This window comes from Nocardia sp. Marseille-Q1738 (genome assembly GCF_965283145.1).
Genome location: NZ_CBDIMS010000007.1, coordinates 98876 through 123636, shown reverse-complemented (window position 1 = coordinate 123636; position 24761 = coordinate 98876). Strand labels below are relative to the sequence as shown.

Below are 24761 nucleotides of genomic sequence, written 5' to 3'. Positions count from 1 at the left end.
GCCGCCACAGCCGTCCGGCCCCGGAAAGCGAGACGCGCCGTGAACCGAAGAAGGCCCCCGGCGCGTACGCCAGGGGCCTTCTCGGACCAGGCACTAGTCCCGAATCGCGGCAAAGATTCGCTGGTCGAGCAGGTGCATCGGATGGCCCGCTTCGGGTAGCACCAGCATCGGGGTGAACCCGGATGCGATCAGCTGGTCGCGCCATTCGTCCTCCGTGAGGAAGATCCGGGCTCCGCGGCGGATGTCGGAGCTGCCCGGGTGCGGCTGACCAGGCCCGGCCGACATGAGGAATTTCATGGATGTCAGGAGCTGGTAGTTCGCCCGGCATGCCTCGATGAAGACGACCGCGCCGCCTGGATTGAGCAGATCGTGTAGCTCGCGCAGGGTCTTCCCGATGTGATGCGCGTTGTGCACGACATTGGCGCCGAGCACGATGTCATAGCGCGGCTGTGCACCGAGGTCCGTGTTCAGGTCCATGATTCCGTAACGGATCCATGGGTATTCGGTGAAACGTTCCTGTGCCGCACCGAGGAAGAAGGTCGACAGGTCGGTGAAGTGGTAGTCCACGGACAAGTCGGACAGCCCGGCCACGACATCGCTGGTCGTACCACCGATTCCGGCACCCAGTTCGAGAATCCGGACCGGTGATCGGTCGCGTTCCAGCCGCGCGACGATGCCCGCGACGATCTCGCCGGCGGCGAGATTCAGGTAGCGACTGATGATGTTGTCCCGATAGGCGGCGTCCGCGGTGAGCATGTCGCCGTCGGGGAACAGCAACTCCTGGACGCGCACCCGGTCCTGGGCGAGTTCGGTCAGGTGCTCGTCAGAGCTCTGGAGGAAAGTCGCGAATTCGGGGGAGTAGCCGAGGTCGGCGCACACTGTCGACAGGTCGGGGCGCACCGGTACCGGTACCGGGTGCAGCGCACGGTAACCCCGATCCGGATCATACGCGAGACAACCTTCCGCGGTGAGTTCATCGAGCCATCGATTCAGCAACCACCGATGTCGCGGCGCGAATCGCAGACCGGTTGCGATGTCGTCCCCTGTGTGGGCCGCGCCGTCGCAGAGCACGGGATCCAGCGTGTCCATCATGGCGCGCAGGCCGAAAACGTCCAGATCGCGCCGGGCAGAGCGCATTCGGTCGTGATCGAGATCGCCAGGGATGGCTTGTTCGGCGGTCAGCCGTGCGCGCTCCGCGATGTCGGCCGGCCGTGCCCGATCCACTGTTCGGGCTGGCGGAGCCGATTTCGCCGACGCCACCGGTTTCACCGCCGTCACCGGTTGAGCCGGAACCGCTGCCTGCGCGGACAACTGCGGCGTTACACCGAAAAGTCGCACGACATCGTCGACAGACGCTCCACCGAGGAGTTCCGCGACGGGTAGATCACGATGGAACTCCGCTTTCATCCGTCGGCGAAACTCGAGTGCCTGCAGCGAATCCAGGCCGAGTGCCACCAGTGGCCGCGCGGTGTCGATCGTGTCGATGTCGTCGACGCCGATGACCTCCGCGAGCAACCGCACCATCCGGAGCGGCAGGTCCCCCGCGTCAGCGGGCTCATCGTCCGCGGTCACCGCTGCCAGCGTGGGTACCGGTGCCGCCAGTTGCGACAGCAGCGGGCCATAGCCGTAGGCCCCCAGCAGGGAGGTACCGCGTGCCCAGTCGAACGCCGCGACGATCGCGTTCTCGCGGAGCCCGCTCAGTCCCAGCGCGATGGCGTCGGCGGAACGCATGGGAACGTAGCCGACCGCAGCCAGCTGCGCCGCATCGGATTCACTCCGCGTCTGGTAGACGGCCCACTGCCCCCATTGCACCGAGACGCAACCGAGCCCATCGGCACGAAGCCGGTGTGCGAACGCGTCGAGCATTCGGTTGGCCGCCGCGTAAACGATCTTTCCGCGACCGCCGATGTTCGCCGCCAGCGAGGAGCACAGGACCACGTGGCAATCCTCGGCGAGAGCAAGCGAGTCCAGCACCTTCGAGATGCCGATGACCTTTGCCCGCATCACCTGGTGCACCGTCTCGGCGGTGATGTCCCGCAGTTCTACGTCCGCGATATCGGCAAGGTCCGCCGCGGCATGGATGATGAGATTCGCGGGTGCGTCCCGGTGTTCGTCCGCCAGCCGCAGTATCGCTTCGTCGTCGCCCACGTCGCAGGCCGTGACGCGAATTTCGGCGGAGCCGGTCGTGCGAATCCGCCGCAAGCGGTCCGCGACCGACGCCGTCTCACCCGACCTGCTCACCAACGTGATCCGCCGGGCGCCGCGCTGCGCGAAGTGGTCACAGAACTCCAAGCCGAGACTGCCTGTGCCACCGATGATGAAGACGTTTCCGGGAATGGTTGCGAGGGAGCCGGTGCTTACCGGTTCGGCTTCGGCGAGCCGCTTGGCATACAGATTCTCGCCGCGTAGGGCCAGCTCTGGTTCGCCAGACGTGTGCAGGGCCATGACGATCGCGCTCGCGTTTTCCGGTCGCGCCTGCTCGGGCGACAGATCCAAGTGCCGGAAGGCGACGCCGGGGTGTTCGGTGCCGATGCAGCGAAAACCCGCACTGATCGCGGCGTGTACCGGATGCGGTGGCGCGTCTTCGGTGCGCACTGTCTCACCGCCGACCGTGACGAGCCAGTAGTCCGCCGCGTTATCGATCAGACCCGGCCACCAAGCCCGAGCGCCGAAGAAGTCCGCGGTCTCGGCGACGGCGGCGGGTCCATCCAGGTCCGGCAGGCTCGGAAGCAATACGACGATGGCGTCGACATCGCCGCTGTCACCGCCGGGCGTGATCAGGCGCGCCTGAGCGCCGTGGTTCGCCGCTTCGGCGCACAGCGCGGAGGCGAGTTCCGCACAGCCGCCCGTGTGATCGACGATTCCGAAGCTGCGCGGCGCCACCATCGAGCGCCGCACCAGCCGGACCCACTCCTCGACGACGAGCTGCGCAGCGACGGCAGGCGTGCTCGGTTCGGTGCGGGCGTCATCGACCGGGCGATCGGCTTGCCGAGTCGAGCCGACGTTGTACGGCAACCACAACTCGACCTCGTTCATCTGGACATTCGGGAAGTCGCGCAACGGAAGCCGAATGGCGCCTTCGGATTCCGTACGGAGGCATTGCCACGGATACTCCAAGTCGTTGACCGCGAGAACGGCGAGGTTCCGGGTGAACTCGCTCAGATCGGTTGCGGTCCGGCTGGTGGTGCCGATCACCCTGGTGTCTCGCCCGTCCGCGATGATGCCGAGGTTCTCCTGCATCGAGAGTTGCAGTGTCGGGTGTTCGGCGAGTTCGACGAAGGTATCGACCTCACGCGCGACCGTGGCGGCGATGGCCTTGTCGAACCGAACGGTGTTACGGAGGTTCCAGAACCAGTACTCGCCGATGGGCAGGTCCGGGGTGATCACGTCGCCGAGAGTGGCGCCGACGCAATCGATGCCGGACGCCAAGAAGTACTGGTTGTGCAGCCGGTTCTGTACCGCGTCGAGAATGTCGGCACGAAACTCGTTGACCATGCCGGTGTGCGCCGGATACCGGACGCGGATCACTCTGGCGAACCTGCCGCGCGCGGCGAGGGTGTCCACGATGTCCTGCACCGTGCCGCGGTCGCCCGAGATGCCCAGCATGTGCGGGGCGTTGACCACCGAAACCTGCGCCCAGCCCGAACGTCGCGCGAGCAGTTGCTCGCATTCGTCGCGGTCGGCGGCGACCACCGCCATCGCGTAGTCGTCCGAGGCGATCTTGTCGACGGCCTGCGCCCGGGTTCCGACCACGAGAATCGCGTCGGCCAGCGTCATCGTGCCGGACACGTAGGCCGCGGCGATTTCCCCCTGGCTGTGCCCGACGGTGGCACGGGGCTGGATGCCGACCGACCGCCACATCGCGGCGAGACCGGCCATCTGCATGAACAGCGCGGGCTGCACGATTCGTGCATTGTCATCGGCCGGGAAGTTCTCGTCGAGAATGTATTTCAACGGCGATTCGCCGAACAGCTCGCGGAAGAGATCGTCACAGCGGTCCACCTCGGCGCGGAACGCGGGTGCCGATTCGTAATATAGCCGACCCATTCCGGGGCGCTGACCGCCCTGACCCGGAAAAACATACGCGAGACGCCGGGAGGTGGCCGGGGCGGCCGTGCGCACCACCGACGGGTGCGTGCCGTCGTCGGCGACCGCTCGCAGGGCAGCGATGAGCTCGTCCCGGTCGGTGACCATCAACAGGGCACGATTGCGGCGCGCGATCCGCGTTCGGAACAGCATGTCGGCGACGCGCTCCGGCGAAACGCCGGGATCGTTGCCGAGATAAGCAAGGAGGGCGGTGGCCTCGTTGCGCAGCAGACCGGGTGTATCCGCGGACAGGAGTACCGGTACGGTGCCGTCGGGCAGCTGGTAGCTAGGAATTGTCGCTCTCCTCACGAACGGGCACCGCAATGATTGCGTGCGCATTGGATCCCCCTGCGCCGAACGAGGAAACGGCGCCGTAGCGGATGCCGTTCTTCGGTTCCCATGGCTGCATTTTCGTGGCCAATCGCAAGTTCGACCGGTCCCAATCCACCTTCGTGGTGGGGTTGTCGGCGAACAGGCTCGCCGGAATGTGGCCGTCCTCGCCCGAGAGCAGCAGCTTGATCAGGCCGAGCATGCCCGCGGCCGCCTGCGCGTGCCCGGTGTTCGATTTCACCGAGCCGATCAATGCGTTGGATCCCGCGGCTCCGTAGGTGTTCTGCAGTGCGATCAATTCGACCGGGTCTCCGGCCCGGGTAGCGGTGCCGTGCCCCTCGATCATCCCCACATCCGCGGGAGCTATCCCCGCGAGATCGATTGTTTTGCGGATCAGCCGCTCCTGCGCGTCCGATCGAGGGACGAGGATCGGTTTGCCTCTGCCGTTGTGGTTGGTGGCGGTGGCCAGAATCCGGCCATAAATCCGATGTCCCAGTTTCCGGGCGCGCGACTCGTGTTCGACGAGGACGACGCCCGCGCCTTCACCCCACAAGGTGCCGCTGGCGTCATCGGCGTAAGAACGGCAATGCCCATCGGACGAGAGGGCGTTCATCTTCGCGAATTCGTAGAATGCTCCCGGTGATCCCATGACGCACACCGCGCCCGCGAGTGCCCATTCACACTCTCCGTTACGCACTGCCGTCGCGGCGAGATGCAAGGAAGTCAACGACGACGCGCACGCCGAGTCGACACACATCGACGGACCTGTCAGTCCCAGACCGTGCGAGATCCGACCGGCCACGCCCAGTTGTCCTAAGCCGATGATCCGGTGACCGTTGTAGGCGTTGACCTCGGCCGCGCGCGGGCCGTATTCCATCGGAGACGCGCCGATGAAGCAGCCGCCATCCGCGCCGTCGAGCGCGCCGGGGTTGATGCCGGAGTTCTCCAGCGCTTTCCACGCCATCCGCATGCCCACCCGCTGCTGCGGATCCATGGCGATGGCTTCGCGCTGTGCGATGCCGAAGAAGGCCGGGTCGAATGCCGCCGCGCCGTCGAGGAATCCGCCCGCATCGCAGACCCTGCCCCAGCCCTCGAGACGAGAAAGGGACAGCAATTCATCGACCGGCCAGCCACGGTCGCGGGGGAATGGGCCGATCAGTTCGCGCGAATCCGCCAGTGCGGACCAGAACGAAGCGGTGCTGTTTATGCTGCCGGGCGCTTCCACTGCCATGCCGGAGATGACGATGTGGTCGCGGTCTCGATCCGTCGCCGGCCTTTGCGGATCCTCGTTGTTCATGCCGTCCGTCCAGATTGCGCACTCGGCGCCAGCAATTCGGCGATTGCGTCGACATGATCGTGCAGGTAGAAGTGCCCACCCTCGAAAATCGTGACGTCGACACTGTCACTGTGCTTGCGCCAGGCATGGAGGTCCGACATCGTGACGATCGGATCCTGGTCACCGCACAGCGCGTGAATCCTTGCCGCAACTTTGACGTTTTCGGCGCAGGAATAAGCTTCGGAGGCGCTGTGGTCACTCTTGATCACCGGGAGTGCCATCTTCATGACCTCGTTGCTCGCGAAGACATCGCCACTGATTCCCTCCAGCATGGCCAGATGCTCGAGCAGTTGCTGGTCTTCCTTCGGGGTTCGCGGTTGGTCGACGGCGCGGGAGGGCGCCACCGCCGCCGAGACCACGAGTTCGCGCACCTCGATCCCCGCGGCTTCGGCGAGCCGGACGAACTCGAACGAGACCAAGGCACCCATACTGTGGCCGAACGTGGTGATCGGGACGCCGCGATTGTGCGCTGAGGCACGGAATTCGGCGAATGCACCCGCGGCGATCTCGGGCAGGGATCCCAATGCCGGTTCATGTGCTCGGTCTTGGCGACCCGGGTATTGAAAGACGAAGACGTCGTAGCTGTCGCTGAAAGCCTTGGAAAACGCGCGGTACGTCGAGGCGCCTGCGCCGGCGTGCGGAAAGATCAAGAGTGGAAGGTGCTCAGGCGAATTCGGCTTGTGAAATTGCCTGATCCACATCGGTCTGTGCTGCATGTTACTACTCCGAATCTCCATCGCTCCCGCTCAACGACCCGCACCGGCCGCAACGAACGTGCAGGGAAACCGGATCGGTTCCGTGGGCTCGTCTACGCGCGTGCCACCGCGGTGGCGTTGAGAGATAGGTAAGGCTAACATAACCTCTACCGTGGTCGCGGAAGTCGGAGGACTTCTGGCGGCACTAATTTGCATAGGCTAACCTAAATCGCTAGGTTGTCCTAGCCTGATCGACGTCAGGCCCGAGGCCGCAGGTAGGAGAGGTTGGGCCATGCTCGATGCGCCCGTGGCCGCACTTGGCCCGAAGTTCTTGCAGGCAGCCGACTTTCCTCGGCAATCGCAGGCCCAACTGAACCGTGAGTGGTCCGCGACCCCATGGGGCGCGTCTTCGGAAGACGTCGTGTGGTCGGTGTCCGGAAACCAGGCGTGAGTCAGCCGACCGAGGTTCAGGGAGAGAGACGGTTCATGTCCAACGATGCCAAGTCCATGCTGGAGCGCCGCAAGGAGCTATTGCGGAGGCGACTGGTCGAAAGCGGTGTCACAGCTGCGGAGTCCACACCGGTGCTCGAGCGCCGCGCGCGGGTGGGCGAGCGGTACCCGCTGTCGACCGGGCAGCGCCGAATGTGGTTTCTGCAGACCCGCGATCCCGAGGACACCACGCTCAACATCTGCGTGGCCTATCGGCTCAGCGGCGCGCTGGATCCGGACAGGTTGCGCGCGGCGGTGGACACGGTGGTGGCCCGGCACGATGTCCTGCGCACCACATACGGTTTGGGCGAGAACGGCGAGCCGTACCAAATCGTGCACGCGGTTCTGGACCCCGCGTGGCACGTCCACGATCTGTCGGAGTTGCCGGAGGCGAGCCGGTCGCGGCGACTCGAGGTGCTGGCACGCCGCGAGTTCGGACTTCCCTTCCAACTCTCGGAGCAGAGTCCCCTGCGCATCACGCTGGTTCGAACCGGGCCGCAAGAGTTCGCGCTTGTCCTGGTCGTGCATCACATCTGCTGGGACGACGACTCGTGGACGGTCTTCTTCGCTGAGTTGAACGCTGCCTATAACGGCTCCGTGCCACCGCGGGAACCCGCTGTGCAGTTCGTCGACGCCGAGGTGCTCGGTGCCGCAGCCGATGACGCCGAGGACAGCCTCGAGTTCTGGCGCCGATCGCTGCGCCCGCTCCCCGAGCCGTTGGAGCTACCCGGGGCAGGGACGGCCCGCGCGACCGGCAAACAGGCCGATATCTGCACCCGAGCGCTGCCCGCCCAGCTGCTCGGACGCGTGGAGGAGTTCGCGCGCACGCACGGCGCGACGCCCTTCATGGTGCTGCTCGCCGCCTACGAGGCAGTTATCCACCGCTACACGGCGGCAACGGATTTCCTTGTCTCGGTGCCCGTGACCGTGCGCCGCGCCGCTGCCGAACCGCTCATCGGATACTTCGGCAATTCCCTGCTACTGCGGGCAACCCTGACCGGCCGGGACGGCTTCGGCAGGTTCGTCGAGACCGTCCGCGACACGAGTCTCGATGCTTTCGCGCACCAGCATGTCGGTATCGATCAGGTCGTCCGGGCGGCGAATCCGGATCGTATCGACGGACGCGACGGACTCGAACAACTGGTGCGCCTAGGATTCGCGGTGCGCAAGAGCGCTGCCGGGTTCGCCCTGAACGGAGTTTCCGCGACACAGCTCGGGCTCGGCAGCCAAGTCGCGCAACTGCCGCTGACCCTGACCGTGGTGTCCGAGTCCGAGGGGCCATACCTGGAGGCCGAATACCGCGTCGGCGATGTGGAACGGGTTCTGGTCGAGCAGCTGCTGGATCACTACGTGCAGCTGCTGGACCGCGCGCTGGCCGAGCCGGATCGGCGCCTCGACGACATCGACATTCTCGGTGCCGCGGATCGGGCGCGGATCATCGAGCTTTCACATGGTGACCGGGTCGAAACCCCCCAGACCACGATCGTGGCGCTGTTCGAGGACCGTGTTGCCGAGTCGCCGGATTCGCTGGCCGTGGTCGTCCCGGGGCAGACGGTCGACGTCGACCTCGAGCTGACCTACGGCGAGCTGAACCGGCGCGCGAATCGGCTGGCGCACTGGCTGATCGATCAGGGTATCGGCACCGAGGACATCGTCGGCCTGCGCCTGGCCAACTCGGCGGAATTCATCGTCGCTGTCCTCGGCGTGCTCAAAGCCGGCGCCGCGTACCTGCCGATCGATCCGGCCTATCCGGACGACCGCATCGAATACCTCGTCGAGGATGCGTGCCCACGGCTGGTACTCGGCCGAGTGGAACTCGGCGCGGTAGAGGAGGCCGCGGTCGGCTTACCCGAACATGATCCGTCCGATGCCGACCGGCTCCGGCCACTGCGGCCGGACAACCTGTCCTACGTCATCTATACCTCGGGCTCCACCGGCAAGCCGAAAGGCGTTCCGGTACCACATGCCGCGATCGCCGAGCATCTGCTGGGGTTCATCGCGGAGTGGGGCATGACCGCCGAGGACCGGCTGCTCCAATCGTCGTCGGTGAGCTTCGACGCGTCGCTGCTGGACATCTTCGTCACGCTGAGCCTCGGCGCCCGGCTCGTGGTCCCGAAACCCGATGCGTTCCGCGATATGGCCTACGTCGCCGAAGTCATCACGCGCTGCGGAGTCACCGTCCTGCACATGGTGCCGTCCATGCTCAGTACCTTTCTGCTCCTGCCGGAGGTCAGCGAATGGCGTGCGCTGCGCCATGTTCCGGTCGGCGGTGAGGCGCTGCCGGGCGAGGTCGCCGACAAGTTCGCTGGCGTCTTCGATGCGGAACTGCGCAACCACTACGGACCCACCGAAGCTGTGGTGTGTTCGACCCATATGCCGGTGGAGGGCCCGCAGGGCACCGGGATCGTGCCGATCGGCGTGCCCAACCAGAACGTCTCCGTCTATTTGCTGGACGCGGCCCTGCAGCTGGTGCCGACCGGAGTGGTCGGCGAAATCTACCTGGGCGGTGCGCAGCTCGCGCGCGGCTACCTGAACCGGCGTGGTCTGACCGCGGAACGGTTCGTCGCCGATCCGTTCACCATGGGGCAGCGTCTGTACCGCACCGGCGACCTGGCCCGGCGGAACAGCCGCGGCGAGATCGAATTCGTCGGCCGCGCGGACGAACAGGTCAAGGTGCGTGGTTTCCGCATCGAGCTGGGCGAGGTCGAGGCCGCGATCGCGAGTCAGCCCGCTGTCGGACACTGCGTGGTCATCGCGACGCAGGACCAGGCAATCGGCGCCATGCTGGCCGCCTATGTGGTGCCCGCCGCCGGCGTCGATGCCGTCGACCTCGAGCAGGTCCGCGCGCACGCCGTGGCGGTCCTGCCCGAATACATGGTTCCCCCGGCGTTCGCGGTGATCGACGAGATTCCGCTCACCGTGCACGGCAAGCTGGACCGGCGGGCGTTGCCCGCTCCCGATCTGCTGGCCGCGCGCAAATACCGGGAGCCCGCGACCGCGACCGAGCGGCGGATATGCGCGATCTTCGCTCAGTTGTTCACTCTCGACCAGGTCGGCGCCGACGACTCGTTCTTCGAACTCGGCGGTCACTCGTTGCTGGCGGCGCGGCTGATCGCGCAGATCCGTGCCGAATTCGGTCTGGAGCTGGACATCCGGGTGCCATTCGACACCCCGACCGCGGCCGGGCTCGCCGAACTGCTGGTCGCACGCTTCCGCGACGAATTCGATATCGACCTCGACACGGTGGCGGCCGACGACGACGCTCCCGCCCTCGAACTCCCCGAGGCGAAAACGAGCGCCATCGCGCCGGTGCAACAGCGGCGGCCGGAACGAATTCCACTGTCGTACTCGCAGCGGTTCCTCTGGTTCCTGGACCGGATGGAGGGCGCGGGTGAGGCGGGCAACATCCCGTTCATGGTCCGATTCGAGGGCCCGCTGGATCGGGCTGTGCTGACGGCAGCCCTCGGTGACGTGGTCGCCCGGCACGAATCGTTGCGGACCACCTTCCCAGAATACGACGGCGTCCCGTACCAGCTGGTGCTTCCGGCTGTCGACATCGACATCCCGGTCACCACGATCGCCGCCGATCAGCTCGCCCGGGAACTCGCCGAGACCGCGCGATACCGCTTCGCGTTGGACGCGGAACCGCTGGTGCGCCCGCACTTGTTCGTACTCGATGAGCACACCCACGTGCTGTTGCTGCTGGCTCACCACCTCGTGGCCGATCATTCGTCGCTCGGGGTGCTGCTCACCGATCTGGTCACCGCCTATCGATCGCGGGCAGGTACCGGCGCGGCGCCGGAGTGGTCGCCGCTACCGATTCAGTACGCGGATTACGCGTTGTGGCAGCGGGATGTCTTCGAGTCCGACGCCGCGGGCGAGCCGAGCCCCTACGCGCGGAAACTCGTCGACCACTGGACGCGGACACTCGCCGGATCGCCGGAGGAGATCTTCGTGGCCCGCGATCGGCCCCGGCCGCCGGTGCTGAGCCGACGAGGTGAGCTGGGCATGTTCACGGTGCCACCCGCGCAGCGCAGTGCGCTCAAAGCGCTGGCCGAGGACTGCAACGGCAGCGAGTTCATGGTGTATCAGGCGGCTGTCGCCACCCTGTTGTGCGTTCTCGGTGGCGGCACCGATATCGCGATCGGTACCCCGATCGCGGGCCGCACCGAGGCCACGGGCGGCCTGGTCGGAATGTTCGCGAACGTGGTGGTGCTCCGCAACGACCTGTCCGGTAATCCGACACTGCGCACCATGGTGGTTCGAGCCCGCGACACGGCCCTCGACGCCTATGCGCACCAAGACCTGCCGATCGAGCGCTTGGTCGATGCGGTGAACCCGCCGCGGGTCCGTTCGCGCAACCCGCTGTACCAGACCGTGGTGCACTTCCGCGGCGAGGACTGGACACCGGCGCCGCTGGATGTCACCGGTACCGGTGCGACGACGGCTACCGCCGTTCCGTCGGAATTCAAGTTCTCCGTCCTCGATCTGAACCTGAATTTCGCGGTGCGTCCCGATGCCGGGTTGGACGTGCGCCTGGTCGTCAGCGCGGACCTCTACGAAGCGGCAACGGCACAGCTCATCACCGATGCGCTGGAGGCGACGCTGTCCGCGTTCGCGTCCACGCCGGACATCGAGCTGGCCGACCTCCAGGTGCTGCCCCAGCAGCAGCTGGCGGCCCTGCTGGCCCGCGTGCCGGTCGACGGTGGCGAAACCGCTGCTCGCCCGGCTGTATCCGGCGGCCCGGTGACCGACACCATGCGGACGCTGATCGAGCTCCTCGAAGAGCTGCTCGAGATCACCGACGTTCAGCCGGACGACGGCTTTTTCGCCCTCGGCGGTGACAGCGTCATCTCGATCCAATGGTCGGCACGGGCCAACGCCGCGGGTCTGCCGCTCACCCCGCAGCTGGTATTCGAGCACTTCACCATCGCGGAACTGGCAGCCGCGGTCGATGCGGCGGCCGACAACCCAGCGCCGCAGGAAGTTGCGCAGACGCCCGCACCGGAGGAGCGGGCCTACGCGCCGATGAGCACCTCCGGCCTGGACGTGGACGCGCTGGCCGCACTGACCGCATCATGGCAGGCGGGAGCATGAGTGAAGGCATGCCGCAGATCGAGGATGTGATGGCGCTCAGCCCGCTACAGGAAGGGCTGTTCTCGCTGTCCCAGCTCGCGGGCGAGGGACCCGACGTCTACACGATTCCGATGGTCATCGACATCGATGGGCCGTTGGACGCGGCGCTGATGCGCCGCAGCCTCGAAGCGCTGCTGCGACGGCACCCGAATCTGCGCGCCGCGTTCTGGGACCGGGACGTACCCCGTCCGGTGCAGATCGTGCCGGCCCGGGTCGAGCTGCCGTGGAGTGAACGTGCCGCCGAGGCGCACGAACTCGACGACATCACCGCGGCCGAGCTGCGCCGTCCGTTCGACCTGAGCCGCGGCCCGGCGCTGCGGATCACGCTGGTGACCCTGCCGCCGGATGCCGATGGCACCGAGCGGCGGCGCATGATCGTGGCCATTCACCACATCCTGATGGACGGGTGGGCGCTCGGACTGTTCTTCGGCGAACTGCGGGCGCTGTATCAAGCCGGGGGAGCGGTCGATTCGCTGCCTCCGGTGCGCCCCTACCGCGACTACATCGGCTGGCTCGCCGCGCAGGACATGTCGGCGGCCCGGCACCGATGGGCCGACCATCTCGCCGGACTCAGCGGACCCCTCATGATCGCCGACGGCGGCGCCACGATGGGCATCAGCCAGGCGGCGGCCTCAGCGGCCCCGGAGATCACGCGGTTCGCGCTTTCGGCCGCCGATACCGCGGGGCTGCGCGACTGGGCACGCGAACAGGGACTCACCCTGAACACTGCGGTGCAGTTCGCCTGGACGATCCTGCTGTCGCGGCTGACCGATCGCCGGGACGTGGTGTACGGCACGCTGGTGACCGGGCGACCGGAACACCTCGCCGGTGTGGAGCGCATGATCGGTCTGTTCCTCAACACGATCGCGGTCGCCTTTACCCTCGATTCGGCTGCGACGGTGTCGGCCGAATGCGCTCGGCTGCAACGGGAATCGGCGGCCATGCGTGAGGTCGGATATCTGAGCCTCTCGTCGGTGCAGCGTGCGGCCGGGCACAGCGCGCTATTCGACACGCTCTTCGTTTTCGAGAATGCCCCCTTGGATGATGCGGTCGAATCGGCCACGCTCGGCGACGGTGTGACGTTCCGTGCGGTCGAGACCGACAGCCTCACGCACTATCCGCTGACGGTGGTCGCCCACGTGCACGGCGACGAGCTGCTGATATTGGTGGAGGTCATACCCGGTTCGGTGCCGCACCTGGCACCGGCCGACATCGGTACCAGCCTGCTGGCCGTGCTGCGCAGCCTGCGACACAGCGGTGACGTGCGGGTGGACGACCTGGACCTGCTGTCTTCCGCCGCGCTCACCGCGCAGCTGCGGTCCGCCACGACTCCGCCCTTGCTCGAACAAGCCCCGGGGAAAACGGTTTTCGAGCTGTTCGAGCGACAGGTGGCGGCGACGCCGGACGCGATCGCGCTCACGAGCGATACCGAACGTCTGACGTACCAGGATCTGCACGACGCGGTGGCGCGGTTGGCTGGTGAACTCGTCACCGGAGGGATAGGGCCGGAAGACGTCGTGGCTTTGTGCCTGCCGCGGAGTACGCGGGCGATCGTCGCCGTCCTCGCGACTCTCGCGGCCGGTGCCGCTTACGTGCCGGTGGATGTATCGCTGCCCACCGCGCGGATCGAGTCCATTCTGCGGCAAGCGCGGCCGGAGCTGATCCTGGCCACCGGGGGATACGGCGACGGAATCGACACTGTGACCGTGCTCGATCTCGACGATCCGGCAGTCGCCGACCGGATCTCCCGGCGCTCGCCGACCGCGCCGCGGGTTTCACGGCATCCGGCGCAGCGGGCCTACATCATCTTCACTTCCGGCTCGACGGGTGAGCCCAAGGGGGTCGTGGGCACCCACGAGGCACTGGTCAGCTACTTCGCCGACCACCGTGAGCGGGTGTACCGGCCCGCGGTGGCCCGGCTGGGCCGCAAGCTGCGGATTGCGCACGCCTGGTCGCTGAGCTTCGACGCCTCCTGGCAGCCTATGGTCGGACTGCTCGACGGACACGGCATTCACCTGTTCGACGGCGAGACGATGCGCGACGCGCATCGCCTGGTCGACGGCGTAGCCCGCCACGGTATCGACATGATCGATACGACACCGTCGATGTTCGCCCAACTGGCCGCGGCAGGACTGCTCGACCAGAAGCTCGCCGTGCTGGCGCTGGGCGGCGAGGCCATCGATACACAGCTGTGGGCCCGCCTGCGTGCCTTGCCCGACACCGTCGTGCACAACTGCTACGGCCCGACGGAGACAACCGTCGAGGCGGTGGTCGCGGAGGTGACCGCGGCACAGTTCGCGGATTCGCCCACGATCGGTGACCCGACCGCCGGAATGTCGGCCTATGTGCTCGATTCCAGGTTGCGTCCGGTGTTGGCCGGTGTCGTCGGGGAGCTGTATCTGGCCGGCCCTCAGGTGGCCCGGGGGTACGTCGGCCGCCCAGGCGCCACGGCCGCTCGCTTCCTCGCCGATCCTTTCCACACGGGTCGGCGAATGTACCGCACCGGAGACCTGGTGCGTCTGCTGCCCCAGGGCGGTCTCCGCTACCTGGGTCGCGCCGACGACCAAGTGAAGATCCGTGGCTACCGTATCGAGATCGGTGAGGTCGAAACTGCATTGCGGAGACTGCCCGGTGTCACCGCGGCGGCGGCGACTGTGGTTCGCCGCAGCGACAGTGCCGGTCTGGTGGGGTTCGTCGTGTGCGAACCGGGGCGGCCCGCGGATCCGGTCGGCCTGCGTTCCGCGCTCGCGGATCGACTGCCCACCTACATGATTCCCGCCCGGATCGTGGTGTTGCCGCAGCTGCCGATGAACGCGAACGGCAAACTCGATGTGCGGGAACTTGTCCGTCTCGCTGAACAGCCGCGCGCAGGTGACGCCGCGGCTTCCAGCCCTGCTGCTGCGAGCACGGAGACCGAACGAATCCTGAGTGCGGTGCTCGCCGAGGTGTTCGACGGCCGGGTTCCCGGTGTCGACGACGACTTCTTCGCCCTCGGAATGGACAGCATTGTCGCCATTTCGCTGGTGAACAAGGCGCGCCGGCATGGTCTCGCGATCACTCCGCGAATGGTATTGGCGGCGCCGACGATTCGTGATCTCGCCGCGGCGATCGACCGTCCCGTGGCCGCGACCGTATCGGACAGTGACGACGACTACGGAGAGGTGCCGCCGCTGCCGATCGTGGCATGGATGTACGAGCACGGCAATTACCGGCGCTTCACGCAGAGCATGCTGCTCACGCTGCCCGAGGAAATCTCTCGTGCCGACCTCGAGGCAGTGCTGCAAGCCGTGCTCGACGGGCATGACACGCTGCGAGCACGGCTGGTGAACACGCCCAACGGGCCGCGGTTGGTGACGCGTGCTCGCGGCAGTGTCCGAGCGACGGATGTGCTGTCGCGAGTCGACGTCGACGGTCCCGCGTTCGGCCCAGAGCTGACCTCGGCCACCCGCACGGCAATCGACGAGATCGATCCGAACACTGGGGATTTGGTGCGAGCTGTGTGGTTCCACGGCGCACCCGATGGCGACATCATGTTCCTGACGATCCACCATCTGGCCGTGGATGTCGTGTCCTGGCACGTTCTGATCGCCGACCTGGCCGACGCCTGGGAACAGGTGCGTTCCGGTATCACGCCGAAAGCGATGTCCGAGTCCACGTCCTACCGCGCGTGGTGCGAGCTGATCCGGCGGCGGGCCGATGACGCCGCGGTGCTGGCGCAGCGTGACTACTGGGCCGCGCAGGTCAGCCCCCAGGATCCGGCGATTGGACGGCGGAAACCGGACCCGAGGACCGACACCTGGTCCTCGTTGCGCGACACCCTGGTCACCACACCGGTTGCGACCACCGCGCGCATCCTGCGCGCGCTGACCAAGGAGGACGGTGTCCGGGAGTTCCTGCTGGCGGCCCTCACGATGACGCTCGTGACCTGGCAGCGAGAGCGGGACGAGGACCACACCAGCGGGGCACTGATCGCTCTGGAGAGTCACGGCCGGGCCGACGCTGTGGTCGATGCCGACACCGCGAGCACCGTCGGCTGGTTCACCACCGTATTCCCGGTCCGGTTCGGTGCGGGTGCTGCCCCGATCGACGTGGCACGGGCCGAGGCGGATCCGGCGGCGGCTCGCTCGTTGCTGGAATCGGTTGCCGCGCATCTCGCCTCGCTGCCCGAACAGGGACTGGACTTCGGTCTGCTGCAGCACGTGGCCGGCGTTCCCGAGTTGGTCGACGCGCACGAGCCGCAGGTCGAATTCAACTACCTGGGTCGCGTCGACCTGAGCGGGCACCGAGGCCGGGCATGGTCGATGATCATGGATCCGGCCGTGGCCGACGCCGTGCCGATCGCGCCGGAACCCGATCTGCCGCTGCGCTATGCCCTCGATGTCATCGCCGCCGTCGGCGCCACCGCGGAGGGGCCGCGGCTGACGACCAACTGGCGGTGGAGCGATGCCCTGTTCACAGCGGCCGAGGTCGACCATCTGACAGGGCTCTGGGGTCGGAGTATCGATGCGTTGGTGGCTGCGCTGGAATGGTGAAACCAGCGCCACCGCATAGCGATTCGGCACCGCATCGCCGGTGTCGTAACATCGGCAGCCGTCGGTCGGGAGGACATGTTCTGGAGGGCTGATGTCGGCTCCGGCGCCGCTGTGGATCGCGCTGCCTTTGGTGGTGTTGATCTGTGTCGTCACGGTGGCCCGATGGTTGCTCGTCGACCAGACGGTCGCGGACCGGTTCGTCAATCGGGCGATGAGCTGGCAGGCCGTCGGCATGGTGGTCTACGAGGTCGGCGAAGTCTCGCGCTACGCCGACCTGACCTACCGCGTGTTCCTCGGCTGCGGAGTACTGGTTCTCTTCCATGTTGTCGGAATCGCCGCTCTTTTCGACGGCGCCGACACTGGAGCGGTCCAACGCCGCCAGCGGATCCTGGATGTGGTCGCCGCGATCGGAGGAGTTTTCGTGGCGGTGATCGGCCGACCAGTGGACTTCGGATGGCAAGTGATCGTCTTCACGGCCATCTTCCAGACCCCGATGGCGGCGGCCGGATTACTCACGGTGCGGGCGTCGGTGCGCGAGCTTCGCGGAGGCGAGCTCTCCTTGCGTGAACGGGCCGTCATCGTCGCTCTGCTGCTGACTGCGGCGTCGTGGTGCGGCTTCGCCTTCGCCTCGGGCTTACAGGTCATCGGCGGGAAGATGCCGAACAACCCGGGTCAAGAATGGACCATCGGATCGTGGGTGGTGACGCTGTCGGTCACGGCCCTGGTAGCGGTTCCCTTGATCGGAACGCTTCTGCGGAAATGGGGATGGGATCGGACCGGCCGGGAAATCCGGCAGCTGCAGCCGCTCTGGCGTGACCTCACCACGGCGGTACCCGAAGTCGCACTTCACCAGGACGCCGCCGGCAGCCGCGGACCCGAGTCACGGTTGTACCGGATGATCGTCGAGATCCAGGATGCGCTGCTGCAGTTGCGGCAGTTCCTGCCCGCCCATGGCACACCTGATTCGCGCATGGCGGAGGTCGCTCTGGAAGTGGCGCGTGCGGTACAAGCGAGAACACTGGGAATCACGGTCCGGCCGGAGGTGGCGCCCGACCGCCCGCATCAAGCCGTTCACGACTTCACATCTCAACTCGATCGGCTGCTGATCCTGGCGCGAGAGTGGCCTGGTGCGCGGTCCGAGGTCTCGAAGACGAGCCCGACCGTTGTGAGCGAGTAACGTCGAGCCGACGTCGAGGCACCGGTGACGTGAGTCCAGGTGCCCGCACAGGCCGCGGACGGTCGCCGTTCAGCTGGTCGCGGGCGAACCGATGATGATGCTGCCCACGCTGCATTCCTCGAGTTCGTCCACCCTCGCGGCCGTGACGAACGCGGCGGTGTCGCCGAAGCCCTGGGCGCAGGCACCCAGACCCATCGCCGTGGCGGCCAGGTACACGGTCTGCATCAACACGCCGACGTGTTTCAGGATCGTCGCGTAGGCGACCTGCTCGTAGGTCCACATGACCCGGCCGGGGCGGGCGGCGACGACGAGGAGGATCTGGGGTTCGGCGCCTTCGGCCAGGGTGGCCGAGGTGGATTTCAGGAGCTGCCGCACCGCGGGTGAGTCGGCGGCGGCGACCGGACACAGCACATGATCGAACGAGTCGTAGTGGTACATGCCAGGCGCCAAGCCGTGGACATTACGCACTACGGGATAGAGCTCCAGCTCGTGGACGCTGCCACCGGAAGGGTAGGGGCGTGAGATCAGTTCCTCCCCCTCGCCGGCCTCCCGCACTCCGCGGGTACGGGCGGTGCGGTAGAGCAATTCGGCCAGCTGATCGAGTGTGATCGGGTGGGCGTCGTCGAAGGCTCGACAGGACACCCGGTCCTCGAGCACTGTCGTCAAAGAGGGGTCGGCCGCGCGCAGGCCGGCGAGATCGGGGACCGGCAGCGGCACCGGCGCGCCCGGGTAATTCGCCTTGCGCGCAGGCGGTTGCGGGAAAGTCCCCTTGGCCCATTTCGTGGGTCCGAAGTGCTCCCAGGTGATCGTGCGCTCACCGAGTGTGCTGCGGCGGTGGAACCACAGGTCCGGGGCGCTCCAGCTGCGGGTTGTGAACTGCCGCTCTTCGGCTTTCGGGTCCGCGACGAGAAATCCGCCCCAGTACAGATCCTCGGCCAGCCGTACCTCGATCGCGGTGGTGTCGGCCGTACCGGGGCTGTCCAGCAGCGGGAGCAGCCGCGAGTCATGGATCCGCACATCACACCACGACAGCGGGTGCTCCAGCACGAAACCTTCCGAGTCCCGATGCAGCAGGGCGAATTTCGACAGGACCGCGGATCGGGGGACTGCGGTTGCCGACCGTGCAGAAGGCTGGCCGAACGGCCGAATCGTGTACCGATCCCCGTCACGGTCGCGCACCGTCACCGACAGCCAGCCACCCTCGGTCAGCCTGCCCATCAACCGGGCGATGTCGTCTCCAGCCGTTTCGGAGGCCATCGACGATATGGTCGAGGGCCCCTTGTTCAAGGTCCGCAGAGCCTGGAGTTGTCCCGGGGTGAGACCGGTCAACTTCTCATTACGGGGTGGATTCAGCAGCACGGCGCCCGCGGGTGTGGTCAGGCAGGTGACGCCGTCACGCAATGCGTAGCGGGTCTGGTCGGGATACGTGACGGCGGACAACCGCAAACCTCCGTTGTCGAACCTATGTGGCCGGCGCCGCACTTATTTCGCCGCGTTGGCGAAGGCGGGCCCGAGCTTGTCCAGGATGTACGGCACCGACAGCGCGGTCGGCTGGTTGACGGCGGTGATCTCCTGGGTGGTGAGGAACGTGACCGAATCCTTCTTCACCGCTGGCAGGTCGGCGTATCCGGGCAGCTGGCGGTACTTTTCGTCCAGTCCGGGGGAGTAACCGGCCAGCAACAGGTCCGCGGTCAGCTCGTCCACCCGTTCCGGGGACAGTGCGACGCGGCCCTGATTGGCGGGCAGATCGGTGAGGTTCTTGGGAATCGTCATGCCGAGCTGGGTGAAGATCTTGCTGGAGCCGTCGTTCGGGTCGGTCAACACCATGAGCTGCGCCGGGCTCGCCAGCCACGTGCTGACGAAGGTCTTGCCCCGCAGACCGGGATTCGCCCGAATGATCGCCTCGCTCTTCTGGTCCACGCTCGCGATCACCGTGGTCGCCTCGTCCTGCTTGCGCAGCACCTTGCCCAGCGTGGTGACTTGGTCCCGCCATGATGCGACCGCTTCTTTGCTGATGCCCGGAATGGTCGGAGCCACCTTGGAGAGCTCATCGTAGGTCTTCTGATCGGCCAGGAACGGGTCGGCCAGGATCAGGTCGGGCTCCAGCGCGGCGACCTGCTCGGCCACATTGCTCGCGGTGTTGATGACCTTCGCGGACTCGAGCGATTTCGGCTCCCACGGTGGCGTGCTTCCAGAGAGGGTCGCGACATTATCGATGTACCCGACCGGCGTCACTCCGAGCGCCAACGTCGTGTCGAGCCATTGGTTGCCAAGCGCCACAATCTTTTTCGGCGTGCCCTCGACAGTGGTCGTGCCACGCGCATGGGTGATCGTGATGGGCTCGCCTCCCGCGCTCGAATCGTCGGTCGAGGATCCGCACGCGGTCAGTCCGAGGGTCAGCGCACCGGCGACCGCGGCGACCGCCGCGCGCGTCCAGCCGTGCGGGATTCGAACAGACTTCATCATCCAACCTTCCTTCATCGAGGAACCTCCTCGCCCGGGTCACCCGAGCAACAGCGCGCGCCCAAGTCAGCCTAGGCTAACCTATCTTGCTTGGGGTGCCCAAGGCACGCCAGTCGCCGTCGGCACGACGGAAATCGGGCCGGTAAACCGGCTCCGCTTCCCTGCGTGTGGCGTTCGAGCTGGTGCCGAGCCCGATGCGCCTCTACGCTTGACCCTCGATGAACGCTGTACCCGCGTGGATCATGACCGCGGTGGTCCTCTGGGTGGGGATCATCACCTTGGGCCGCTGGTTTCTGGTGAACGACACGACTATTGATCACCGGATCAACCACGCGCTGACTTGGGATCTCGGTGCGCTGGCGCTGTATGGGCTCGCCAGCGGTTTCGGTCTCGACGGTCTGGCATGGCACTTGTTCGCCTGCGGCAGCCAAATGGCGTTGGCGAATGTGTACGGCTTCGCAAGATTGCTCGATGGAGCCGATCCGCAGACAGCCGGCCAGCGCCAGCGTCGCTACAACCGGGCGGCCGTCGCGGTGGCCGCTGTCTACCTGCTGCCGTCGGTCCCGGGCATTCCGATCGATCGGACCGTCGACTGGAGTGGAATGGCCTGGTCCGCGTCGAGCATGGGCTGTACGTTGTGCGGGGTGTTGCTCGCTCGCGCCGTGCTGCGTGAGCTCCGGACAGCAGATCTACCGAGGCGGGAACGGCTGGCGTACTCGGCGCTGTGCGCGATCGGCGTCTACGTCATCGTTGCGTGCGCGATCACGGCAGTGCGCACGGCGTTCGGAACGCGGCCCGAGGATCCGGGGGCGACATGGGCAGCCGGGGCTTTCATCGTGCTGGTCGTTCTTGCCGCTCTGGCCGGGATACCGCTGCTGAGGACCGTTCTCGCGCGGATGGAGCTGGACCGCGCGGGTCGGCGCTGCCGCCGGCTGCGCCGGTTGCACCGTGATCTGACGGCCGTGGTACCGGAAGTCGTCCTGGTTCAGTTGGACTCGGCACGCGCGGAGTCCAGTTCCCGCCTGTATCGCATGACAGTCGAAATCAGAGACGCCTTGTTGCACCTGAAGCACTACACGATCACTCTCGACGATGCCGATACTCGCCGCTATGCTCGCCAGATCGTATTGGCGGCGCGGGCCAAAGCGCTCGGGGTACGGCCGATCGCACAGGCTGGGTATAGCGGTACCGGCATGCGTTCGGGCGCTGACCGGTCCGCCGAGTTGCGGAGCATGCTGGATCTGGCCCGTGAATGGCCGAAAGCACTTGCGGCCGAAAGCTACCAGGCCGACAAACCGCAGCCGACGGCGATTGCGCTGATCGGCGGTCTGCTGCCGCGAACGTAGTCAACACGGCGGCACGCCCGACGTGGAAGGTCGCGAATTGCCAACCGCCGCTCGTCCTCCTCCTGCGTTGCGCTGCGCGCATGTTGCGGGTCGAACGCACCATGCGCGAAGGTGCGGTTGCAGCGGAATTCGGCGGGGACGCGAGCTGGACCCGCCCCGCCCGAGAACCTACTGTCGAGCGCGATGAACGCTGTTCCTGCTTCGGTGGTGCTGTCGGTCGTCGTCTTCGTCGCCCTCATGACCCTGGGGCGGTGGCTTCTGGTGAACGAGACGAGCACCGATCGGCTGATCAACCGTACGTGGAGCTGGGATATCGTTGCAATCCTGCTGTATCAGGCCGCGGTCGCGTTGCATCGTCCCGGCCTTGGGCGGTCTCTATACCTTGGTGCTGCGCTGATGGGAATCGCCAGTTTCTACGGGATCGCCCGGCTGCTCGACGGCGCCGATCCGGGGAGCGCGCGCCGACGTCAGCGCCGATACGATTCGATATCCGCCGTCGTCGCCATCTCGCTGATACTCGGCACGCCGGTCATCCGGGGAGCGTTCGGGATCGACTACACCGAAGTGGTCTGGATGCTTTCCGCGGTTCCGGCGGCCTTCTGTGGATTCCACTTCGGGCGTGCCTGTATTCGTGAGCTACGGGCCGAAGGCTCCCCGCCGAGCGAAAGGCTCACTTACGCCGCGTTATTGGCGTTCTCGATCTACTGGTCGGCCTCGTTTGTGATCATGATCGGCCGCGCACTGGCCGGCACGCCGCCGAGTGAGTCGGGCGCAGCGGCGGCTGTCGTGGCCTACCTCATGCAATTCGTGCTCACACTCTTGACCGCGATCCCCCTGGTCACCGTGCTGCTGGCGCGGACAGGATGGGATCGGACCGGACGCACCTGCCGTCGCCTGCGTCCACTGTGGCGCGACCTGACCGCCGCCGTGCCGGAAGTCGTCCTTCGCCAAGACGGTTCGACGCCACTGGACTCGGCCTCCCGGCAGTACCGGATGATCGTCGAGATCTGGGACGCACTGCTGCACCTGAAACCGTACGCGTCCGAATCCGCTGTGCCCGTCGCGATCGAGACCGACGTGCGCGGCTACGCGCGCCAATTGGCACAAGCCGTGCGAGCGAAGCGCGCAGGAAACGCACCGGCAGCTGCCTTCCCCGCCCAGGGCGCGGTGCTTGAACCCCGCGATCGTGAGGCGGAGTTGCGGTACCTGCTCGAACTCGCCCACGAATGGCCGAAAGCGGTCGCGGCCCTTGGCTACGAGTCCAGCACTCCACATGCAGCCGCGATTGCCGCGGTGTCCCAGTAGAAGGGGTACACCTCGGCGATCCGGCCGTCGGCGAAAATGATCGTCTGCAAGATCGCGAAGGAGAGCTCCCGGCCGGTCGCACGTGCCCGCGCGTGCACTTCGGTGTGCACCACCGTGGCATCGCCGGTCGCCAGGAATCGTTGATCGAGCAGGTCGAACTTCTCCCAGGTGTCGCTCATCGCGAGGAAGAAGCGCTCCATGCCGTCGTGACCGCGCCAGGTCCCGCCGTAGGGCAGGCTCTCGGCCTGATGGAGCACCACGGTAGGGGAGAAGAACGGGGCGAGCAGGTCGAACGAGGCGGCACCGGGGCCGCCTGCCGCCAGGTATTTCGCCTCGGCCGCGTACATTCCGGTCAGCACGGTCATCGGGTCGCTGGTAGTCCGCGTCATGTAGTCAGTCTCGCGATCGGCCTACCGCGGGACCGGCGGTTATCGGACGTTGCGCTGCGCAGTCCGAATCCCGCCCACGCATCGCGTGTTGAGATTCGTCATTTCGATGTCAGTAGGGATCTCCGCGATGGCGCTTTGCTTGGCTGCCGATGAGGGTGGTTCGAAATGGAGTTCGTCGACTGAGCGAGCCTGGAAGGTGATGCACGTCACTGGTTGATGCTGTCAGGGATTCGGGGGCTGTCTCGTTCAGAGAGCACGCGAATCAGACAGGAGCGGATCATGAAGCATCGCATCGTCGTTCTCGGGGCCGGATACGCTGGAGCGTTCTGCGCTGGATACCTGGCCCGTCAATTGCATTCCGACGACTTCGAGATCACCGTGATCAACGCCGAACCGGATTTCGTCGAACGGCTGCGCCTGCATCAGCTGGCCGCGGGGCGGGAGCTGCGCCTCCGGCCGCTGGCGGAGGTGTTCGCGGGTACCGGTATCCGGCTACGTGTGGCGCGGGTGACCGAACTCGACGTCGAGCACCGGACGGTCACGGTCGTCGACGGCGAGGGCATCGACCGGCTCGGATACGACACGCTTCTCTACGCGCTCGGCAGCAGCATCGCCGAGCACGGCGTTGCGGGTGTCGCCGAGCACGCCTTCCACGTGGCCGCGCGCCCGGCTGCGTTGCGTTTGCGTGCACGCCTGGATGAGCTGGGCGAGGAGGGGAAGGTGTTGGTGGTCGGCGGTAACCTGACCGCGATCGAGGCCGTCACCGAGATCGCCGAATCCCGTCCAGGACTTCGGGTCGGCCTGGCCACCAGCGGCGAAGTGGGCGGCTGGCTGGGCCCGAAGGCGCGCCGTCACCTGCTGCGTGCCTTCGACCGGTTCGGTATCACGGTCCATGAGCACACCACCATCGAGCGCGTCGAGCCGTCGGTGGCGGTCGCCGCCGACGGCGCCGTTTTCGCCTCCGACGCGACCGTGTGGGCCGCTGGCTTCGCCGTCCATCCGATTGCCGCCGCCAGCGGCCTGGCGGTGGTACCCAACGGCCAGATCACCGTCGACCGTCAGATGCGGTCGGTCTCGCACCCGGATATCTACGCTGCCGGTGACAGCGCCTTCGTCATCGGCGATAACGGTCTGCCGTATCCGATGTCCTGCGCTTCCGCGGGATACACCGGCATGCAGGCGACGGCCGCGATCGTCGGGGACCTGACCGGACGCAAGATTAAGGCGACCGCGCTGACCTATGTCGGCAACCACATCAGCCTCGGCCGCAAGGACGGGATCTTCCAGCTGGTCGACGGGGACGCTCGCTCGAAGCCCGGGGCGCTGTGCGGCCGGTCGGCGGCCCGCGTCAAGTCGGCGATCGTGGCAACCAGCGGCTGGGCCGTCAGCCGCCCGACCTTCGGGAAGCCGAGTCACAAGTACCGCCTGGCCACCACCGCGCAGCACTCGCCCGCCGTGGTCTCCGCATAGATTGGCG

Annotated in this window: 12 protein-coding genes and 1 pseudogene; 6 read left to right on the top strand and 7 right to left on the bottom strand. The window is 66.7% G+C overall.

What is annotated here, in order from left to right:
• Positions 1 to 93 precede the first annotated feature (93 nt).
• The 4 genes and pseudogenes from ACWPXK_RS23965 to ACWPXK_RS23950 all read right to left on the bottom strand — a co-directional run bounded on the left by ACWPXK_RS23965 (position 94) and on the right by ACWPXK_RS23950 (position 6468).
• Positions 94 to 756 (bottom strand): class I SAM-dependent methyltransferase, encoded by a 663-nt coding sequence (locus ACWPXK_RS23965; protein ID WP_454198582.1) that lies wholly within the window; start codon positions 754 to 756, stop codon positions 94 to 96.
• A gap of 579 nt (positions 757 to 1335) precedes the next feature.
• Positions 1336 to 4425: pseudogene (nbtC, locus tag ACWPXK_RS23960) on the bottom strand (nocobactin polyketide synthase NbtC); the annotation flags it as partial.
• Positions 4373 to 5713, bottom strand: coding sequence for a beta-ketoacyl [acyl carrier protein] synthase domain-containing protein (locus ACWPXK_RS23955; RefSeq protein WP_454198428.1), 1341 nt, complete (start codon positions 5711 to 5713; stop codon positions 4373 to 4375). The gene ACWPXK_RS23955 and the pseudogene nbtC, both read right to left, overlap by 53 nt.
• The gene (locus tag ACWPXK_RS23950) at positions 5710 to 6468 is read right to left on the bottom strand and encodes a thioesterase II family protein (RefSeq protein WP_454198427.1); all 759 of its coding nucleotides are present in this window, start codon (positions 6466 to 6468) and stop codon (positions 5710 to 5712) included. Before ACWPXK_RS23950 ends, ACWPXK_RS23955 begins: the two co-directional genes overlap by 4 nt.
• A gap of 465 nt (positions 6469 to 6933) precedes the next feature.
• Here ACWPXK_RS23950 and ACWPXK_RS23945 point away from each other — a divergent pair, with 465 nt between their 5' ends.
• From ACWPXK_RS23945 to ACWPXK_RS23935, 3 genes are all read left to right on the top strand, one after another.
• Positions 6934 to 12033 (top strand): amino acid adenylation domain-containing protein, encoded by a 5100-nt coding sequence (locus tag ACWPXK_RS23945; protein WP_454198426.1) that lies wholly within the window; start codon positions 6934 to 6936, stop codon positions 12031 to 12033.
• Positions 12030 to 16604, top strand: coding sequence for an amino acid adenylation domain-containing protein (locus ACWPXK_RS23940; RefSeq protein ID WP_454198425.1), 4575 nt, complete (start codon positions 12030 to 12032; stop codon positions 16602 to 16604). Before ACWPXK_RS23945 ends, ACWPXK_RS23940 begins: the two co-directional genes overlap by 4 nt.
• Positions 16605 to 16695: 91 nt before the next feature.
• Positions 16696 to 17781 carry an MAB_1171c family putative transporter gene (locus ACWPXK_RS23935; RefSeq protein WP_454198424.1) on the top strand — a complete coding sequence of 362 codons (1086 nt, stop codon included), beginning with the start codon at positions 16696 to 16698 and terminating at the stop codon, positions 17779 to 17781.
• 69 nt (positions 17782 to 17850) lie between these two features.
• Here ACWPXK_RS23935 and ACWPXK_RS23930 read toward each other — a convergent pair whose 3' ends face one another.
• Both ACWPXK_RS23930 and ACWPXK_RS23925 read right to left on the bottom strand, forming a co-directional pair.
• Positions 17851 to 19221 (bottom strand): SagB family peptide dehydrogenase, encoded by a 1371-nt coding sequence (locus ACWPXK_RS23930; protein WP_454198423.1) that lies wholly within the window; start codon positions 19219 to 19221, stop codon positions 17851 to 17853.
• Positions 19222 to 19263: 42 nt separating this feature from the next.
• Positions 19264 to 20244, bottom strand: a complete 981-nt coding sequence (locus tag ACWPXK_RS23925; RefSeq protein ID WP_454198422.1) for an ABC transporter substrate-binding protein — start codon at positions 20242 to 20244, stop codon at positions 19264 to 19266.
• 218 nt (positions 20245 to 20462) lie between these two features.
• Between ACWPXK_RS23925 and ACWPXK_RS23920 the strand changes: the two genes are divergently transcribed.
• On the top strand, positions 20463 to 21590 hold the full coding sequence (locus tag ACWPXK_RS23920) for a DUF6545 domain-containing protein (protein WP_454198421.1): 1128 nt from the start codon (positions 20463 to 20465) through the stop codon (positions 21588 to 21590).
• 183 nt (positions 21591 to 21773) lie between these two features.
• Positions 21774 to 22895: an MAB_1171c family putative transporter gene (locus tag ACWPXK_RS23915; RefSeq protein WP_454198420.1), complete on the top strand. Its 1122-nt coding sequence runs from the start codon at positions 21774 to 21776 to the stop codon at positions 22893 to 22895.
• Here ACWPXK_RS23915 and ACWPXK_RS23910 read toward each other — a convergent pair.
• Positions 22844 to 23284 carry a nuclear transport factor 2 family protein gene (locus ACWPXK_RS23910; protein ID WP_454198419.1) on the bottom strand — a complete coding sequence of 147 codons (441 nt, stop codon included), beginning with the start codon at positions 23282 to 23284 and terminating at the stop codon, positions 22844 to 22846. The two genes, ACWPXK_RS23915 and ACWPXK_RS23910, sit on opposite strands and share 52 nt — an antisense overlap.
• Positions 23285 to 23563: 279 nt before the next feature.
• Between ACWPXK_RS23910 and ACWPXK_RS23905 the strand changes: the two genes are divergently transcribed.
• Positions 23564 to 24754 (top strand): NAD(P)/FAD-dependent oxidoreductase, encoded by a 1191-nt coding sequence (locus ACWPXK_RS23905; protein ID WP_454198418.1) that lies wholly within the window; start codon positions 23564 to 23566, stop codon positions 24752 to 24754.
• Positions 24755 to 24761 lie beyond the last annotated feature (7 nt).

Coding starts and splice junctions, on each gene's coding strand:
- ACWPXK_RS23965 (WP_454198582.1), bottom strand. CDS start 756: ATGCTCACCGCGGACGCCGCCTATCGGGACAACATCATCAGTCGCTAC.
- ACWPXK_RS23955 (WP_454198428.1), bottom strand. CDS start 5,713: ATGAACAACGAGGATCCGCAAAGGCCGGCGACGGATCGAGACCGCGAC.
- ACWPXK_RS23950 (WP_454198427.1), bottom strand. CDS start 6,468: ATGCAGCACAGACCGATGTGGATCAGGCAATTTCACAAGCCGAATTCG.
- ACWPXK_RS23945 (WP_454198426.1), top strand. CDS start 6,934: ATGTCCAACGATGCCAAGTCCATGCTGGAGCGCCGCAAGGAGCTATTG.
- ACWPXK_RS23940 (WP_454198425.1), top strand. CDS start 12,030: ATGAGTGAAGGCATGCCGCAGATCGAGGATGTGATGGCGCTCAGCCCG.
- ACWPXK_RS23935 (WP_454198424.1), top strand. CDS start 16,696: ATGTCGGCTCCGGCGCCGCTGTGGATCGCGCTGCCTTTGGTGGTGTTG.
- ACWPXK_RS23925 (WP_454198422.1), bottom strand. CDS start 20,244: ATGAAGTCTGTTCGAATCCCGCACGGCTGGACGCGCGCGGCGGTCGCC.
- ACWPXK_RS23920 (WP_454198421.1), top strand. CDS start 20,463: ATGAACGCTGTACCCGCGTGGATCATGACCGCGGTGGTCCTCTGGGTG.
- ACWPXK_RS23915 (WP_454198420.1), top strand. CDS start 21,774: ATGAACGCTGTTCCTGCTTCGGTGGTGCTGTCGGTCGTCGTCTTCGTC.
- ACWPXK_RS23910 (WP_454198419.1), bottom strand. CDS start 23,284: ATGACGCGGACTACCAGCGACCCGATGACCGTGCTGACCGGAATGTAC.
- ACWPXK_RS23905 (WP_454198418.1), top strand. CDS start 23,564: ATGAAGCATCGCATCGTCGTTCTCGGGGCCGGATACGCTGGAGCGTTC.